General features: G+C 34.9%; 14 protein-coding genes. 4 read left to right on the forward strand and 10 right to left on the reverse strand.

Going from position 1 to position 17,196, the window contains the following annotated elements:
- The 10 genes from ACWPWS_RS23465 to ACWPWS_RS23510 all read right to left on the reverse strand — a co-directional run bounded on the left by ACWPWS_RS23465 (position 1) and on the right by ACWPWS_RS23510 (position 8,816).
- On the reverse strand, positions 1 to 933 hold the full coding sequence (locus ACWPWS_RS23465; protein WP_454048097.1) for a GNAT family N-acetyltransferase: 933 nt from the start codon (positions 931 to 933) through the stop codon (positions 1 to 3).
- Positions 923 to 1,408 (reverse strand): acyltransferase, encoded by a 486-nt coding sequence (locus ACWPWS_RS23470; RefSeq protein ID WP_454048098.1) that lies wholly within the window; start codon positions 1,406 to 1,408, stop codon positions 923 to 925. The genes ACWPWS_RS23465 and ACWPWS_RS23470 overlap by 11 nt, the downstream gene beginning before the upstream one ends.
- Positions 1,395 to 2,324 carry a DegT/DnrJ/EryC1/StrS family aminotransferase gene (locus ACWPWS_RS23475; protein WP_454048099.1) on the reverse strand — a complete coding sequence of 310 codons (930 nt, stop codon included), beginning with the start codon at positions 2,322 to 2,324 and terminating at the stop codon, positions 1,395 to 1,397. Before ACWPWS_RS23475 ends, ACWPWS_RS23470 begins: the two co-directional genes overlap by 14 nt.
- Positions 2,311 to 2,721 carry a sugar 3,4-ketoisomerase gene (locus tag ACWPWS_RS23480; RefSeq protein ID WP_454048100.1) on the reverse strand — a complete coding sequence of 137 codons (411 nt, stop codon included), beginning with the start codon at positions 2,719 to 2,721 and terminating at the stop codon, positions 2,311 to 2,313. Before ACWPWS_RS23480 ends, ACWPWS_RS23475 begins: the two co-directional genes overlap by 14 nt.
- A gap of 43 nt (positions 2,722 to 2,764) precedes the next feature.
- The gene (locus ACWPWS_RS23485; protein WP_454048101.1) at positions 2,765 to 4,024 is read right to left on the reverse strand and encodes an ABC transporter ATP-binding protein; all 1,260 of its coding nucleotides are present in this window, start codon (positions 4,022 to 4,024) and stop codon (positions 2,765 to 2,767) included.
- A gap of 44 nt (positions 4,025 to 4,068) precedes the next feature.
- Positions 4,069 to 4,917: an ABC transporter permease gene (locus ACWPWS_RS23490; protein ID WP_209786227.1), complete on the reverse strand. Its 849-nt coding sequence runs from the start codon at positions 4,915 to 4,917 to the stop codon at positions 4,069 to 4,071.
- A 173-nt stretch (positions 4,918 to 5,090) separates the two neighbouring features.
- Positions 5,091 to 5,954, reverse strand: a complete 864-nt coding sequence (rfbA, locus tag ACWPWS_RS23495) for a glucose-1-phosphate thymidylyltransferase RfbA (RefSeq protein WP_309511699.1) — start codon at positions 5,952 to 5,954, stop codon at positions 5,091 to 5,093.
- A gap of 1 nt (position 5,955) precedes the next feature.
- Positions 5,956 to 6,417 carry a hypothetical protein gene (locus ACWPWS_RS23500; protein WP_454048102.1) on the reverse strand — a complete coding sequence of 154 codons (462 nt, stop codon included), beginning with the start codon at positions 6,415 to 6,417 and terminating at the stop codon, positions 5,956 to 5,958.
- A 1-nt stretch (position 6,418) separates the two neighbouring features.
- A complete protein-coding gene (rfbB, locus tag ACWPWS_RS23505) occupies positions 6,419 to 7,498 on the reverse strand; it encodes a dTDP-glucose 4,6-dehydratase (RefSeq protein WP_454048103.1) in 1,080 nt (359 codons plus the stop codon).
- A 4-nt stretch (positions 7,499 to 7,502) separates the two neighbouring features.
- Positions 7,503 to 8,816: a UDP-glucose dehydrogenase family protein gene (locus tag ACWPWS_RS23510; protein ID WP_454048104.1), complete on the reverse strand. Its 1,314-nt coding sequence runs from the start codon at positions 8,814 to 8,816 to the stop codon at positions 7,503 to 7,505.
- Between the two features lie 214 nt (positions 8,817 to 9,030).
- Between ACWPWS_RS23510 and rimP the strand changes: the two genes are divergently transcribed.
- The 4 genes from rimP to ACWPWS_RS23530 all read left to right on the forward strand — a co-directional run bounded on the left by rimP (position 9,031) and on the right by ACWPWS_RS23530 (position 17,189).
- Entirely contained in the window at positions 9,031 to 9,498 is a 468-nt protein-coding gene (gene rimP / locus ACWPWS_RS23515; protein ID WP_105683264.1) for a ribosome assembly cofactor RimP, read from the forward strand.
- 16 nt (positions 9,499 to 9,514) lie between these two features.
- Positions 9,515 to 10,750, forward strand: a complete 1,236-nt coding sequence (gene nusA / locus ACWPWS_RS23520; RefSeq protein WP_105683265.1) for a transcription termination factor NusA — start codon at positions 9,515 to 9,517, stop codon at positions 10,748 to 10,750.
- 76 nt (positions 10,751 to 10,826) lie between these two features.
- Positions 10,827 to 13,805: a translation initiation factor IF-2 gene (gene infB / locus ACWPWS_RS23525; RefSeq protein WP_454048105.1), complete on the forward strand. Its 2,979-nt coding sequence runs from the start codon at positions 10,827 to 10,829 to the stop codon at positions 13,803 to 13,805.
- Positions 13,806 to 14,393: 588 nt separating this feature from the next.
- Positions 14,394 to 17,189, forward strand: a complete 2,796-nt coding sequence (locus tag ACWPWS_RS23530) for a SusC/RagA family TonB-linked outer membrane protein (RefSeq protein WP_105683267.1) — start codon at positions 14,394 to 14,396, stop codon at positions 17,187 to 17,189.
- The last annotated feature ends 7 nt before the right edge of the window (positions 17,190 to 17,196 follow it).

The raw sequence follows: 17,196 nt of genomic DNA on the forward strand, positions 1-17,196 counted from the left end.
TTAAAGTTTAATTGAATAAAAATCTAAGGTAATTCCTCTTGCTCCCATGTTTTCTTTCTGCTGAATTAGCCCTTCATTTAAATATTTGCCCTGGTTTTCTGTGGAAATTCCGAAACTGTAATATTTTCGGTCATTGAATTTTTCCAAAAGAAAATGATTGATAAAATCCAATGCTCCTGTTTTCCTTCCTTCTGATGAGGCTGCCATATATTGGGTATGAATGGTATTTCCAAAATCAAAAATAACAATACCAGCCAAAATCCTGCCATCCTGCCTGGCTTCGAAAAGTCTTATGTTTTCTGGAAATTTTTCTTTTAACAGCGTGATTTCTTCTATTGTATGTACCGGTTTTGTATCAAATTTCTGAAGAACAGCGGAAAGTAAGCTCCAGTATTCTTCGAAGTTTGTATTTTCTGTGACTGCTACATTATTTTCTTTACACTTTCTTACCAATTGTCTTTTTGTTTCTGAAAATCGGATAGGGTGTGAAAGATCGATAACAGATGAAATGTCTCTTCTGAAAAGATGGGCATCATTACGAAAAAGTGCATACAGATCTTCTTCAGCAGGATATTTATGAAAAATATGGGGAACTGCTTTGTATATTATTTCATTGAAAGCAAGGTCAAAATAGTATTTCTTTATTTCAGTAAAAATTTCCAGTACTTCACTGGCCTTTACAGTATGAGATAGAATTAAAGCCCCAAAAGTTAATCCACCATGGGAAATAATCTGTTTTTCGGATTCACTCGCAGGAAGTACAGCTGCAATCTTATTATTTTTAAAAATAAGAAGAGAATGGTCTTTAAATCGATCTGAATGGTACTCCATAAAATCTCTGGCAAAAAAGAAAAGACCGTTTTTTGATATTGAGATAAAAGAATTCCAAATTTCTTTATGAGAATTATCGTATCGGATTATTTCAAATTCCATCTGGTGATAGTGTTTTTATAAGTTTTGCTGGATTTCCTCCAATCATGGAATAATCCGGAAAACTTTTATTGACAAAGCTATTTGCTGCTACAACGCAAAAGTTTCCTAATTGTACGCCTGGCATAACGACTACATTGGCTCCAATCCAGCTATGATCTCCAATTTGTACTTCTCCTGAAATAAGAGGGAATATTTTTTGCATTTCTTCGCTTGCATTAGGTCCGGAATCAGTCATAATATTTACATTTTGTGCAATAGAAACATGTTTACCTATTGTAAGTTTTCTACTAAATCCGTTAAGAATACTGAACATCCCAACATAAGATGATTCCCCAATTTCAAGTTGATGCTTTTCAGAACCATAAATACTGCATTGTTTTGCAATTTTTACATGATTTGCAATTTTTACATTATTTATTGATGTAGTAGGGTCAATAATGACATTTTCCCCAATTGAAATATTACTTATTTTCATAGACAAAGTATTCTATAAGGTTAACAATATAATCCATTTCAAAAAAATCTAAATTTTGATGAACAGGTATGAAAAATACATCTTTACCATAAAATATACTGCATTCGATTCCATTTTGCTGAAGAAATGCTTTTAAACCATATAGATCTGTACCATTATTTTCAAACATACAAACGGAAGGAGTTTCATATTCAGTATAATCAAAGAATGATTTGAAACCGATTTTTCTTAACTTTGAAGCTAAATATTGATTATTTGTTTTTCTTTGAGTAATAATATTTTCAATATTTTTCAAATAATATAGACATATTTTCTCTAAGTAATTTCGATATGGCTGGTCAGATTTTAATTTATAGTTATTACTAAACCTCAGTATTCCACCAAATTGTACTGGAAAGAACTTTGGAATACTATAAATGGTAAAGTCTCCATATTTGCCTATCTGATGTTGCGAATTGTTTGATAGCATACTCATAGCACAATCCTCAATGATAGGAATATTATAGCTTTTTAATGTTTCCATATCAGGATAAACTTTTCCAAACTCGTGGATAACAAAAATTAATTTCGTTTTATCTGTTTTTTCCCTTGACCAATGACAAAATTTTTCAATTTCTTTAGTTACGCAACTACTTATATAAAAATTAGAAGTTGTAGTTATTATAAGGACTTCGTCATCCTTTTCAAGATTATAGAAACTTAAAGCTTGGTTTATTGCTTCCTTACCGCTCAAAAAGAATTCATGCGATTCTCCAAAAAATGAGTAATACCTTTTTAATAATTCTTCATCAGGAGAGTGATCGTCTTTTATAATGGAATCATTTTTTCCTAAGTCAGATGTTCTGAAAGGACTAATGAAAAAAGACGGCTGTCTGAAGTTTTCAGGATTTATGATCTGGCCTTTATAAAAGATCATTTCTTAATTTTTTGAAATCCTCATAATTTCTAAAATAATCTTCCTCGTCATAAAGCTCAGATGCTAGGCATAATAATACAGCATTGTGACTGAATTTTATATCTCTCCAGATTAGTTTAGGAATAAATAAGCCTTGATTGGGACTATCCAACACGAAGACCTTTTTATCTCCGTTTTTATCCTCCGTATTAAACGTAATTGTTCCCGCTACAGCAACAATTAATTGTTGAAGATTTTTATGAGCATGTCCTCCACGACTTACATCTTGTGGAGTATAATAGGTCCAGTATACTCTTTTAATGTTAAAGGGTACATCTTTTTGAGCTTCGGAAATAGTAATATATCCAAGTTCAGGTGAGCCTATTTTATTTAAATTTATTATTTGAGGGCCTGTCATAAAGCTATTTTTGATAAGATAATAAAATAAATATTAAAGACAATTATGGTGTTTGTACTTTGTATTCAAAGAATGGTCTGGTGATTCCTGGATAGATGTGCATCATTTTTCCAACTTTTACATTTTCTACTTCAAATCCAATAAATTCGTCAATTCCGTATAAAAGTATTTTTTGATCCTTTCCAAAGTAAAGCCTGAAATAATAGTTTCCAGCATTTAAAAGACCTGCAGGGATATCAAATTCTATGGTATATTCACCTACTTTTGAATCATTGTTCTCAGAAACAAATTTTCCAACATGGAAAATTACCAATTCTTCATAATTTTTTAATTCAAATGTTGCGTCAAGCATTATATCCGGGCAGTAGTTTTGGAAAACCAATTTTACACGAATCCCAGAGTCAATATCAATAAGCTTTCCATTGATTGGCGAAACGGAAAATTCTTTTATACGGATATTTTCATTACCCAAAGCTTCATCTAAATTACCATTATAGAAGTAAGAGCTTGCTCTTGCACTACTTTTTTGATATTCTATGATTGTATTTAGAATATCCCCCTGGTAATCGATTTTTCCTTGATTTAAAAGAATTCCTTTTGAACATAATTCTTTAACAGCAGTCATGTTATGACTTACGAAAAGGATAGTCCTACCTTCTCCTCTCGTTACATCATTCATTTTACCGAGACATTTTTTCTGAAATTCTGCATCTCCCACTGCCAATACTTCGTCTACAATAAGAATTTCAGATTCTAAGTGAGCCGCCACTGCAAACGCAAGACGGACATACATTCCTGAAGAATATCTTTTAACAGGAGTATCTATATATCTTTCAACACCTGAAAAATCTACAATCTCGTCAAACTTCCTTTTGATCTCCTTTCTTGTCATTCCTAAAATAGCACCGTTAAGGAAGACATTTTCACGTCCAGTCATTTCAGGGTGGAACCCTGTTCCTACCTCAAGTAAGGATGCAATTCTTCCATGGTTGTATATTTTTCCGGTAGTAGGCTTTGTAACTTTACTTAAAACCTTTAATAAGGTTGATTTTCCTGCTCCATTTCTTCCAATAATTCCAACAGCATCTCCCTGTTCGATTTCAAAATTAATGTCGCGAAGAGACCATACATACTCAGATAATCCTTTTGTTGTTCTGTCATTGGTTTCACCAATTTTCAGATAAGGATCTTCCTTTCCTCTTATTTTATACCAGAATCTGTTGAGATCATGGGAAAGAGTTCCTGTACCCACCTGTCCCAGACGGTATTGTTTTGATATATTTTCTGCTTTTAAAGACAGCATATTCTTAAATGATTTAAAATTAATAAAAAGGTTACTAGTAAAATCTATACGGTGTCCATAAAGGTTTTTTCCACCTTATTGAAGACAACAATTCCTATCACTAAAAGGATCAGAATAATAATTGTGCTTATTCCAAGCATAGCAGGGGAGAAGTCTCCTACACCAATCCATGCATATTTAAAGCATTCAAAAATACCCGTTAAAGGATTATAATAGGCCAGTTTTTTAAAAAATCCAGGGAGTGATGAGACAGGGTATATTACTGGAGTTGCATACATATATAAGCTTACCCCAAATCCTAACAGCATTGCCAAATCTTTATATTTTGTCGTAAGGGAAGAAAATATCATTCCCATTCCTAATGCAAAAAGAGCCATTAAGAATATAAGGAATGGAGTTGCAAGAATCCATACATTAGGATGAACTTCTCCTTTATAGTAATAATAGGCCCATACAATGATGAATAAAACATACTGTACTCCAAACCTCATAAGGTTGGAAAGGACAATCGATAAAGGAGTAACCAGTCTTGGAAAATAGACTTTTCCAAAAATTCCGGCATTCCCTGTAAAAGTAGAAGATGTTGCTACTAATGAAGAAGAAAAATAATTCCAAAGGGTAACACCTGCCAGATAAAAAAGAAGAGGCGGAGCTCCATCTGTAGGCAATTTGGCAATTCTTCCAAAAATAACCAGATATACGATGGTTGTTAAGATGGGATTGATAAAAAACCAGATCGGTCCTAAAATAGTCTGCTTAAAACTGGACACAAAATCTCTTTTTACAAACATATAAACAAGATCTTTGTATCTCCAGACTTCTTTTAGCTTTAAGTCAAATAACGAATGATCAGCATCAATCGTTTCAGTCCACTTCTGTTGTGGTTCATTCATCTGTGTAAGTTTTTGCAAATTTATAATAATTAATTCTTACCGTATCTCTTAGTTTATGAATTTTCATTGTCAATAAAACTAAAAATCAACAACTAATATATTGATATTTGACGGTATGAACAAAAACTATTGGCCATAAAGCCAATAGTGTGCAAATTTTATAAACTATATTGTTATTTTTCTATAAGCTGTTTCAGGTATTCACCATAACCGCTTTTTCCGTATTTAGTAGCTGTTTTCAGAAGTTTTTCTTCATCAATGAATTTGTTTCTGAAGGCAATTTCTTCAATACACCCGATCTTGAATCCCTGTCTTTTTTCAATAACACTTACAAATTCTGAAGCATCATGAAGAGAATCGAATGTTCCGGTATCCAGCCATGCCGTACCTCTGTCCAGAACAGCTACTTCAAGCTTTTCGTTATTTAAATAAACATTATTGACATCGGTAATTTCCAGTTCTCCTCTTGCGGAAGGTTGGATGTTTTTGGCAATTTCCACTACTGTATTATCATAGAAATATAAACCAGGAACGGCATAATTTGATTTAGGCTTTAAAGGCTTTTCTTCAATAGAAACAGCTTTAAGATCTTTGTCAAATTCTACAACCCCATATCTTTCCGGATCTGCAACATGGTAAGCGAAAACAACACCTCCCTCAGGATTGGTTTTATTCTTAAGCAACGTTCCCATTTCCGAACCGTAGAAAATATTATCACCCAATACCAGTGCAGCGGGATCATTACCAATAAACTGTTCGCCCAGAATAAAAGCTTGTGCTAAACCGTCCGGGCTAGGCTGTACTACATATTCTATATTACATCCGATTTGGGAACCGTCACCCAAAAGTTTGATAAAACCTGCCTGGTCATGTGGAGTAGTGATGATGAGAATATCCTTTATTCCTGCTAAAAGTAATGTGGAAAGAGGATAGTAGATCATGGGTTTGTCGTAAACAGGCATCAGCTGTTTGCTTACTGCGATTGTTAGAGGGTAAAGTCTTGTTCCGGAACCTCCGGCTAATATTATTCCTTTCATTTTATTGTGTGGATTTTTCTTTTAAAATCTTATTGACTTCATGGCTGATTTCATTGTCCAGATTATGAATTATAATATCTGAGGAAAATATATAATTGCTGGATTTCAAATTTGGATTTTCATCATAAAATTGAATCAAATTCATCAGATTCTTTTCAGTCAAATTCATGAAATCAAAATAGAGTTTATCTTTTCTTGAATAATTATGTCTTATTCTATCAAGGATGATTTTCTTTTCTTCTGTATTTAAAATTTCGAAATTTTTACCATTTTCATGCTGCATAGACTTTCTGAACAATAGTAAGTTGGCTGTTTTCATCAATGAGTCATTATATCCACTCACTTCAATAAGCTTATCAATAAGTTTCTTTTGGGTTTCAGTGGGATATTTGGTCTGAATGACAGATTGCGAATACAACAAAGCTGAGAAAATCACGAAAAATATAAATAAGTACTTTTTCATTTTACGAATATTGCTTTTCGTAATACTTTTGGTAATCTCCGCTGGTTACATTTTCAAGCCATTCTTTGTTTTCAAGATACCAGTCGATGGTTTTTCCTAAACCTTCTTCGAAAGTTACCGATGGTTTCCAGCCTAAATCTTTATTTAATTTTGTGGCGTCAATGGCGTAACGTTTATCATGGCCTGGTCTGTCTTTTACAAAAGTGATCAGTTTCTCAGAATAGCCTTCCGGTCTTTCCAGTTTGGCATCCATTTGTTTGATCAGTTCTTTTACAAGATCAATATTCTGCCATTCATTGAATCCTCCGATGTTATAAGTTTCACCCGTTTTAGCTTCTTTAAAAATCTGATGAATGGCTTTGGCATGGTCGATTACAAATAACCAGTCTCTGGTGTACTTTCCGTCACCATAAATAGGAAGCGGTTTTTCGTTGATAATATTAGAAATACAAAGTGGAATCAGCTTTTCAGGGAAATGATTCGGGCCGTAGTTGTTAGAACAGTTCGATACGATGAATGGCATTCCATAGGTATTTCCATACGCTCTTACCAGATGGTCTGAAGCAGCTTTTGAAGCGGAATACGGAGATTGAGGGTCATAGGATGTCGTTTCTAAAAAGAAACCTGTTTCCCCTAAACTTCCATATACTTCATCTGTAGAAATGTGATAAAAAAGGTTGTTTCTTTTTTCATCCGGGAATCTGCCATGAGTATGATCAGGATTTAATGTCCAGAACTCTTTACAAAGATTAAGAAGATTAGCTGTTCCGTTTACATTGGTATTGATAAATGCCATTGGATCGGTAATACTTCTGTCTACGTGGCTTTCTGCAGCTAAATGTACAACGGCATCAGGGTTGTATTTTTCAAAAACTTTTCGGAGTTCTTCGGGTTTTGTAATATCTGCTTTTTCGAAAACATAATTGGGTTCATCTTCAATGTCCTTTAAGTTTTCCAGATTTCCGGCGTAGGTAAGAGCATCGAGATTGATGATCTTAGTATCCGGATTGTTTTTTACAAATTCTCTTACAACGTGGGAGCCGATAAATCCGGCACCTCCTGTAATGATAATGTTTTTCATTTATTTATTTTGAGATGGTCTTTCTTCCTATACTTTTATAATGGAATCCGTTTTGTTCAGGGATTTCCAAGGGATACATATTTCTGCCGTCAAAAATGACTTTGTTTTTCATTTTTTTAGCCATAAGCTCAAAATTAGGATTTTTGAATTCAGGCCATTCTGTAGCAATAAATAATGCATCTGCATTTTCCAGTGCATCATACATTCCTTTGGCATATTGTATTTTATTGCCTAGAAGTTTTTGCACATTGCTTTCTGCTACGGCATCATACGCTATAATCTCTGCTCCTTTCTCCAGCAGAAGCGCGATATTGTCTAAAGACGAAGCTTCTCTGATGTCGTCTGTGTTTGCTTTGAAGGCGAGTCCCCACATGGCAATTTTCTTCCCTTCAATATTTCCACCGAAATATTTTTCAATTTCAGAGACTAATATTACTTTCTGGGTTGTATTTACTTTTTCCGTAGCTTCAAGAATCCGGAAATTAAAATCTTCCTGCTTTCCGGATTTTATAAGAGCTTTTACATCTTTAGGGAAACAGCTTCCGCCATATCCGATTCCCGGGAATAAGAATCTGTGCCCGATTCTGTCATCACTACCCATTCCCAGTCTTACCTTGTCTACATCAGCGCCTACTTTTTCACAGTAGTTGGCAATCTCATTCATAAAGGTGATTTTTACCGCTAAAAATGAATTCGCTGCATATTTGGTAAGTTCTGAAGACTTCTCATCCATAAAGATAATAGGAATTCCGGTATTGGTGAAAGGCTGATATATTTTAGACATGATATCTTTTGCTCTTTCTGAGCTGGCACCTACAACGACCCTTGAGGGATTCATGGAGTCTTCAACGGCAAAGCCTTCTCTTAAGAATTCAGGATTTGAAACGACATCAAAAGGAATGTCTGTTTTGGAAGAGATCGTTTCTCTTACCCTGTCTGCGGTTCCTACAGGAACAGTACTTTTATTTACAATGACTTTGTACTCAGTCATCAGATCACCAATATTATGAGCTACCTGAAGTATATAAGATAAATCTGCAGATCCGTCTTCACCCGGAGGGGTTGGCAGTGCAAGATATATTACTTCGCTTTTGTCTAAAGCTTCTTTAAGGTTGGTAGTGAAAAATAATCTTTCAGACTGGATGTTTCTTAAAAACATTTCTTCAAGGTTCGGCTCATAGATGGGAACAATGCCGTTTTTCATACCTTCTACTTTTTTTTCATCAATATCAACACAGTATACTGAATTGCCAAGTTCTGCCAGAGTAGTTCCTGTAACTAATCCCACATAACCTGTTCCTACAATCGTTATATTCAAAATGTTTGTTTTAAAATTCTAAAGACAAAAGTAATAAAAATCCTCTGACATATTCTTTTAATTTATTGTAAATGAATCTGGCGCTATTTACTTGATACTTAAGATAATTTTGTGTTTTTAGAAAAAAAGCTTATATTTGCAATGGATTTACGGAAAAAATGGGAAGGCTTCGGAAGAAAGCCTTTTTTCGTACTGTAAATCAAGATAAAAATATATGGAGTTTAGAAAAAGAATTGAAGAATTATTAAATGAATTCCTTGAGACCAGAAAAGATCTGTTTCTTATTGATCTTAAAATTTCTGCAGGGGATGATATTACAGTGATTTTGGATGGTGATAACGGAGTTTCTTTGCAGGATTGTCTTGATGCAAGCCGCGCAATTGAATTTAATATGGATCGTGAAGAGCATGACTTTAGCCTTCAGGTGATGTCTGCAGGACTGAGCGAGCCATTATCCACACCAAGACAATTCGGTAAAAATATTGGAAGAGAAATTGAGGTAATGCTGGAAGATTCTTCTAAAATTGAAGGAGAATTGTCAAAAGTAGATGATGAGAAGATCACACTTGTTTTACGTTACCGCAAGCCGAAAGATATCGGAAAAGGAAAAGTAGATGTGGAGGAAGAGAAAGAGATTTCTTATCCTGAGATCAAAAAAGCATTAGTAGTAATTAAATTTTAAAAAGAAAAAAGAATAGATGGATAATATAGCGTTGATTGAATCCTTTGGTGATTTTAAAGACGAAAAGGGGATCAGTAAAATTGATCTTATGGCAATTATTGAAGATTCACTGAAGACTCTTTTAAGAAAGAGATTTGATTCAGATGATCATTTTGATGTGATTGTAAACCCGGATAAAGGAGATTTTCAGATATTTTTAAATAAAACAATTGTAGAGGACGAAATGTCTGAAGATGATGATTTGGAAATTGAAATTTCTGAAGCTAAGAAGATTGACCCTACATTCGAAGTAGGTGAGGACTTTACAATGGAAATTCCTGTTGCGCAATTGGGAAGAAGAAATATTCTTACCCTTAAGCAGATTCTGGCTACAAAACTTCAGGAGCATAATAATGCAATGCTGTACGAACAGTTTAGAGATAAAATTGGGGAAATTGTTGTAGGGGAAATCCACCATATCCGTCACAAGCATGTGATTTTGTTGGATGATGAAGGAAATGAATTTATTTTACCAAAAGAAAACCAGATCCCATCCGATTTCTTTAAAAAGGGTGAGAATATCAGAGCTATTGTTGAAACAGTAGATTTTAAAGGTTCTAAACCACAGATTATTATTTCCAGAACTGCACCTAAATTCCTTGAGAAGTTATTAGAGCTGGAAATTCCTGAGATCCAGGACGGAACAATTATGCTGAAAAAGGTAGTAAGAATTCCTGGTGAAAAGGCGAAGATTGCAGTAGATGCTTATGATGACAGAATTGATCCGGTAGGAGCTTGTGTTGGGGTAAAAGGATCCAGAATTCATGGTGTTGTAAGAGAGTTGAGAAATGAAAACATCGATGTTATTCAGTGGTCTAAAAACCCTGAGATTTTAGTGAAGAGAGCATTAGGAAATGTTACCATCAATAAAATTGACATCAATGAGGAACAAAACTATGCACTAGTATATACTCCTGTTGAAGAGATTTCTAAAGTAATTGGAAAACAAGGACAGAATATCAGACTGGCTTCTTGGTTGTCAGGATATGAGATTGATGTGTACAGAGAGTCCAGCGAGGATGATGATGTTGAATTGAGAGAATTTAACGACGATATCGAGCAGTGGATTTTGGATGAGTTTAAGAAAGTAGGACTTACAACTGCAAAATCAGTATTGGATAAAGAAACTGAGAGTCTTTTAAATATGGTTGACCTTGAAGAAGAAACAATCGAAGAGGTTAAACGTATTCTGAGAGAAGAATTTGAAGATTAAGATTTTAAATAAATTTTAATAAACAGTAAAAAAGAAATACTTTAATTTTAAAAATTAAAAACAGTAAATAATATAAATGCCAAAAATTAGATTAAATAAAGCGGTTAAGGAATTCAATATTTCGATGTCCAGATTAGTAGAGTTTTTACAATCAAAGGGTATCGAAGTTGAAAGCAATCCTAACGCTCAATTGGAAGAATCGGCATATTCTGCATTGGAGGCTGAGTTTGCTAAAGACGGCGAACAAAGAAAGGCTTCCCATGAGGTGGTGATCACTAAAGTTCCGGAAGAAAAACTGGAAATTGAAGAAAAGAAAACCCCTGAAGTGATAAGAGCTAAAGCAAATAAACCAGAAACTAGAATTTTAGGTAAAATAGAGTTAGAACCTAAGAAGCCTGAAGTTGAAGAAGCTCCTGCGGCTCCTGTGGCTCCTGTTGCAGCACCGGTTGAAGAAAAGAAAGAAGAAATCGTGAAAGAAGAACAACAGCCGGAAGTTAAAGCAGTACCTGAAAAGCAGGAATTTAAAGTTTTGGATAAAATTGATTTGTCTCAAATAGAATCTAGAAACAGACCTGTGAAAAAAGACAAGCCAAAAATGGAGGAGAAAAAAGAAGAAGTTAAACCTGTGGAACCTGTAAAAGAAACTCCAAAACCAGTAGTTGTAGAGGAGAAAAAAGTGGAAACTCCAAAAGTAGAGGCTGAGCCTGAATCTCAGGAACCACAGAAAATTGAGACAGTATATCAGAAACTTGATGGTCCTAAGATCGTTGGGGAAAAGATAGACTTAACTCAGTTTGCGCCGAAGCCAGGTGCCGGAGCAAAAAAGAAAAGAAAGAGAATTGAAAAGCCTGGTGGCCAGAATAACCAACAAGGCCAGGGGAATAATCAAAACTCAGGAAATAATAATAACAATAACCAAGGTGGTCAAGGCCAAGGAAACCGTCCGCAAGGTCAGGGTGGACAAGGTGGAAACCGCCAGGGTCAGGGTGGTCAAGGAAACCGTCCGCAAGGTCAGGGTGGCCAGGGTGGAAACCGTTTTGGAAATAACCAGGGTGGTGGAAACCGTCAGGGTCAAGGTGGTGGTGGCTTCAAAAAAGGAGGCCAGAACAACAGACCTGGACAAAGAGTTATGCCAGTTGAGCTGACTGACGAGCAAGTTAAAAACCAGATCAAAGAAACATTAGAAAAACTTACTAATAAAGGAGGGAAATCTAAATCTGCAAAACACAGAAAAGACAAAAGAACTTTCCGTAGAGAGCAGGATGAGCGTCAGCAGGAGCTTGAAGCACAAGACAGAACTCTTAAAGTAACAGAATTCATCACAGTAGGTGAATTGGCAAGTTTGATGAATGTTTCTCCAACTGAAGTAATCTCTGCTTGTTTCTCATTAGGAGTAATGGTTACCATGAACCAGAGACTTGAAGCTGATACCTTATTATTAGTAGCAGATGAATTTGGTTATAAAATTGAATTCTCGGATGCTGATCTTGAAGATACAGATTCAGAAGAAGAAGTGGATACTGAAGAAAGCCTATTGCAAAGAGCTCCTGTAGTTACTGTAATGGGACACGTTGACCACGGTAAGACTTCATTATTGGACTACGTGAGAAAAACCAACGTAATTGCTGGGGAATCAGGAGGAATTACACAGCACATTGGTGCTTATAATGTGAAACTGGAAAACGGTCAGAGAATTACCTTCTTAGATACACCTGGTCACGAAGCCTTTACAGCGATGAGAGCAAGAGGTGCACAGATCACGGATATTGCAATTATTGTAATTGCTGCCGATGATGATGTGATGCCACAGACGAAAGAAGCTATTGCTCACGCTCAGGCTGCTCAGGTTCCAATGATTATTGCAATCAATAAAGTTGATAAACCGAACGCAAACCCTGATAACATTCGTCAACAGCTTTCAGGCTTAAACCCTCCGGTTTTAGTAGAAGAATGGGGTGGTAATGTTCAGGCGCAGGAGATTTCGGCTAAATTTGGTAACAATGTAGATGTATTGTTAGAGAAAGTTTTACTACAGGCTGAAATGCTTGAGTTGAAAGCAAACCCTGAACGTGCAGCAAATGGAGTTGTTATTGAAGCATCTTTAGATAAAGGTAGAGGTTATGTAGCAACAATGTTGGTGCAAACCGGAACTTTAAGAGTGGGTGATTATGTAGTAGCAGGTAAAAATCACGGTAAAGTAAAAGCTTTGCTTGATGAAAGAGGTAAAAACCTTAATGAAGCAGGACCATCTATTCCGGCAACGATCTTAGGATTGGACGGAGCACCTACTGCAGGTGATAAGTTCCGAGTATATGCTGATGAAAGTGAAGGTAAGGCTATTGCCAACAAGAGAGAACAGTTACAGAGAGAATTGTCAATCAGAACCAAGAAACATACAACACTTGAGGAATTAGGTAGACGTATTGCTTTAGGAGAATTCAAAGAATTGAATATTATCCTGAAAGGAGACGTGGATGGTTCTGTAGAAGCTCTTTCCGATCAGTTACAAAGATTGTCAACAGAGGAAATCAGTGTGAAAATTCTTCACTCAGGGGTTGGACAGATCACTGAATCTGATATCAACCTAGCGGCAGCGTCAGATGCTATTATCATTGGATTCAATGTGAGGGCAGGTGCTAATGCAAAAGAACTTGCAGACCGTGAAGAAATTGAGATCAGAACATATTCTGTAATCTATAAAGCCATTGATGAGGTAAAAGAAGCAATGGAAGGAATGCTTTCGCCGGAAATTCAGGAGCAGGTAATTGGTAATGTTGAAATCCGTGAAGTATTCAAAATTTCTAAAGTGGGAACAATTGCAGGTTGTATGGTTCTTACCGGAAAAGTAACAAGACAATCCAAAGTACGTCTATTAAGAGATGGTATTGTTAAATTCGACGGAGAGCTTGAAAGCTTAAAACGTTTCAAAGATGATGTGAAGGAAGTAACAAAAGGTTACGAATGTGGACTGAACCTTAAAGGATATAATGATATTGAAATAGGTGACATTCTTGAAGTATACGAAGAAGTAGCTGTTAAGAAAAAACTTAAATAATATCTTAGTATAATAGATAAAAGTGCCATCTCATGAGATGGCACTTTTTTTATGTCTTTTATGAAGGTGTCAAGTATTTTATTAGTCTTATTTCTTGTATTGATTAATTTTTTTCAGTTAGAGTATTTGGGTATCTTTATATCCTGACATATGATTTTTTGTGTAACCCATTGGCTGTACGTAGGGAATTTTGATGCTTTTAGGTAAGGTTTTTTAAAATTGATCTTATCAGCATTATGGAAAAAAGATGGTTTGGTGATAATTGGTTGAGATTGTGAATGAAATATGGGGATTTTCTTCTTTTTATATGTAAATATGTTCTTAAAAGCTAAATTTATTCAATATTTTAGTTTAGAATGGTTATAAATAAAAAAATATCAATTTATGAATTAGATATTTAAAGTGTTTGTTTTTATATTTTGTTTGAATTTTAAGCTTTTTTGTCCTTTTAAAATTGCGATATATTTATAATTTAAGCTGTAATCACTGTTTGTTGTTAAAAATATCTCATTTTATGTAAGTTAAAAATTTGCTAGTGTTAATATTTATTAACATATTTGTTGCTAAAATATATTAAAATTTGTTAATATGAATGTTAAATTATGTGTATTGAGTGCAGGAGTTATGTTCTTTTTAGGACAATCCGCTTTTGCGCAAACAACTAAAAAAGATACAGCAAATACTAAAGTAATTGATGAGATTGTTGTAGTTGGGGTACAAAAAAAGAAAAAAGAAGAAGTTACCCAAGCTGTTTCTGTAGTATCTGGTGAAGAATTAACTAGAATGTCAGCTTCAAGTACAGGTATTACAAACATGCTTCAAGGTAAGATGTCAGGTTTGCAGGTGTCTACGAACTCTGGTAAGCCAGGAGAACCAGGATCAATTAGAATTAGAGGAGCTATTAACGTTTCTTCTACTTTAGGAGCATCTGATCCATTATTTGTGGTTGATGGTGTTTACATGACTCAACGTCAGTTTAACTCGATCCCTCCAACAGATATTGAAAGTGTTACAGAATTGAAAGATGCAGCTTCTACAGCTGTATATGGAGCTAGAGCAGCAAACGGGGTTATCGTAGTTACCACTAAAAGAGGTAAGTTAGGAAAACCTGCCATTACATATGATACAAGATTTGGTTTTGCTTATAAGCCAAAAGATATCAACTTCAAAATGATGAATACTGCACAAAAGATTCAGTTTGAAGATGAGATGTCTACTATTGGAATTAATCCAAACCCACTTTATACAGAGCAGGAAAAAGCTCAGTTGCTAGCACAAGATCATGATTGGTCAAAAGAAATTTTAAGAAACTCAAGCATTCAATACCACAACTTATCTGTAAGAGGTGGAGGAGATAAAAACTCATATTATGCTTCTATCGGTTATGATTCTGACTCAGGGATCCTACAAGAATTAGAGGGTTTCAAAAGATATAATGCAAGATTTAACTTCGACCAGAAGATTACTGATAAAATGAAGTTAGGTTTTGATTTTGGTATCGTAAATGTTAAGACCCAGGATCAGCGTTTTTCATATAACGCATTAAGCCCATTCTATTCAGTATATTCATTGAATCCATATGAGCCAATTTATAATCCAAATGGTTCATTTAACCCTACAACAAACTCTATTAACCCAATTGACCTTAGAAGAAATGAGGTGACAACAGATTGGAGAACTAGATTGTCAGGGCAGGTATTTGGTACATACGAATTCTTTAAAGGATTATCATTTAAATCTACTTTCGGTACGATCTATGACCTTAGAAAAAACAAATATGTTGTAAGAAAAGGTTCAGATATTGCTAAAGTATATGGATATCCGGATGGAAGTATCAGAGATACTAGATCAGATTTCTGGACATATGTATTTAACAACAGATTCGACTTTACAAGATCTTTTGGACAACATAAAGTATCTGCAGTTGCTGCATTTGAATATAGCCAGGAACAATTCGGTAGTTTATCCGGTACAAAAAGAGTTATGCTAGGACCAGATATTACTGACGTAGGTTCTGCAGCTACTCCATTTGCTGTTACAGGTAATACAACTACAACAAACTACGTGAGTTTATTAGGAGTTGTTGACTATAACTACGCTAATAGATATATCGTATCAGGATCCATCAGACGAGATGGAAACTCAAGATTAGGAGAAGGTAATAAATATGGTAACTTCTGGTCTGCTTCAGCAGCATGGAATTTAGCAAAAGAATCTTTCTTTGATGTACCTTTCTTCAATGATGTTAAATTCAGATATAGTATTGGTACAACAGGTAATATCTCTGCTCTTGCTGATTACCAAAACCTTATTTCTATTGTATCTGGTGACTATGGTTTAGATCCTACATCAGGTCCTTCTAATAACGTAGGAAATAAAAACCTTAAATGGGAATCTAAAACATCTCAAAACTTAGGGGTTGACTTTGTAATGTGGAATAACAGAGTTAAACTAAGTGCGGAAGTATTTAAGGATGACAGAAAAGATTTCCTTTATGCAATTCCAAGTACTCAATATGAAGGTGGAGGATATTTATTCTCGAGTGTTACTAACGCCGGAAATATTGAAATCAAAGGTTTCGAATCTGAATTGAATATTGATATCATCAGAAGTAAAGATATCGACTGGTCTGTAAGAGGAAATATTTCAATGCTTAAATATAACGTGAAGAGCTTGTATGGAACTAACACTCAGCTTAGTTTAGACGGTTACACATTTATGAGCATCGGAAATGAGCCAACAGTATTTAAAATGGTTAAAAGTGCAGGGGTAGATCCTACTAATGGAGATGCATTGTACTACAAACTTGATGGTTCTATCACCAATGTATATAGCTCAGGTGATGCTCAGTTCTTACCAGGAAAATCTACGTTACCAAGTGCTTATGGAGGTTTTGGAACAACTTTCAGATATAAAGGATTTGACTTAAATGCAGATTTCTCTTTCCAGACAGGAGGATATAGCTACAATATTGTAGGACAAAACCTTGTTGACTTCTCTGCTTATAACCAAAACTTAAGCACAGATGCATTTAACTACTGGAAAAACCCAGGTGATAAGGATGTATTGCCAAAACCTAACGTAAATGGTCTTCAAACAACAGATCAATTCTTACAAAAAACAGATTTCGTAAGACTAAGATCAGTAGAAATTGGATATACATTTGATAAGAAATTCTTAGGTGAGAAACTTCCTGTAAACAGTATCAGAGTATACGGTTCTGGTCAGAACTTAGCGCTTTGGACTAACTTTACAGGGGATCCAGAAATCGCTGTAGCTTCTGAAACTCAGATTAACAATGGAGCATTTATTCCAGGAGCTTTAAGCTTATACAACTATCCAAATACAAGAACATTCCTAATGGGAGTGCAAGTTAACTTCTAATTCAATT

The sequence above is a fragment of the Chryseobacterium sp. Marseille-Q8038 genome (genome assembly GCF_965111995.1).

Coding starts and splice junctions, on each gene's coding strand:
- nusA (WP_105683265.1), top strand. CDS start 9,515: ATGGATAATATAGCGTTGATTGAATCCTTTGGTGATTTTAAAGACGAA.
- ACWPWS_RS23480 (WP_454048100.1), bottom strand. CDS start 2,721: ATGACAGGCCCTCAAATAATAAATTTAAATAAAATAGGCTCACCTGAA.
- infB (WP_454048105.1), top strand. CDS start 10,827: ATGCCAAAAATTAGATTAAATAAAGCGGTTAAGGAATTCAATATTTCG.
- rfbA (WP_309511699.1), bottom strand. CDS start 5,954: ATGAAAGGAATAATATTAGCCGGAGGTTCCGGAACAAGACTTTACCCT.
- ACWPWS_RS23500 (WP_454048102.1), bottom strand. CDS start 6,417: ATGAAAAAGTACTTATTTATATTTTTCGTGATTTTCTCAGCTTTGTTG.
- rimP (WP_105683264.1), top strand. CDS start 9,031: ATGGAGTTTAGAAAAAGAATTGAAGAATTATTAAATGAATTCCTTGAG.
- ACWPWS_RS23530 (WP_105683267.1), top strand. CDS start 14,394: ATGAATGTTAAATTATGTGTATTGAGTGCAGGAGTTATGTTCTTTTTA.
- ACWPWS_RS23475 (WP_454048099.1), bottom strand. CDS start 2,324: ATGATCTTTTATAAAGGCCAGATCATAAATCCTGAAAACTTCAGACAG.
- rfbB (WP_454048103.1), bottom strand. CDS start 7,498: ATGAAAAACATTATCATTACAGGAGGTGCCGGATTTATCGGCTCCCAC.
- ACWPWS_RS23485 (WP_454048101.1), bottom strand. CDS start 4,024: ATGCTGTCTTTAAAAGCAGAAAATATATCAAAACAATACCGTCTGGGA.
- ACWPWS_RS23470 (WP_454048098.1), bottom strand. CDS start 1,408: ATGAAAATAAGTAATATTTCAATTGGGGAAAATGTCATTATTGACCCT.
- ACWPWS_RS23490 (WP_209786227.1), bottom strand. CDS start 4,917: ATGAATGAACCACAACAGAAGTGGACTGAAACGATTGATGCTGATCAT.
- ACWPWS_RS23465 (WP_454048097.1), bottom strand. CDS start 933: ATGGAATTTGAAATAATCCGATACGATAATTCTCATAAAGAAATTTGG.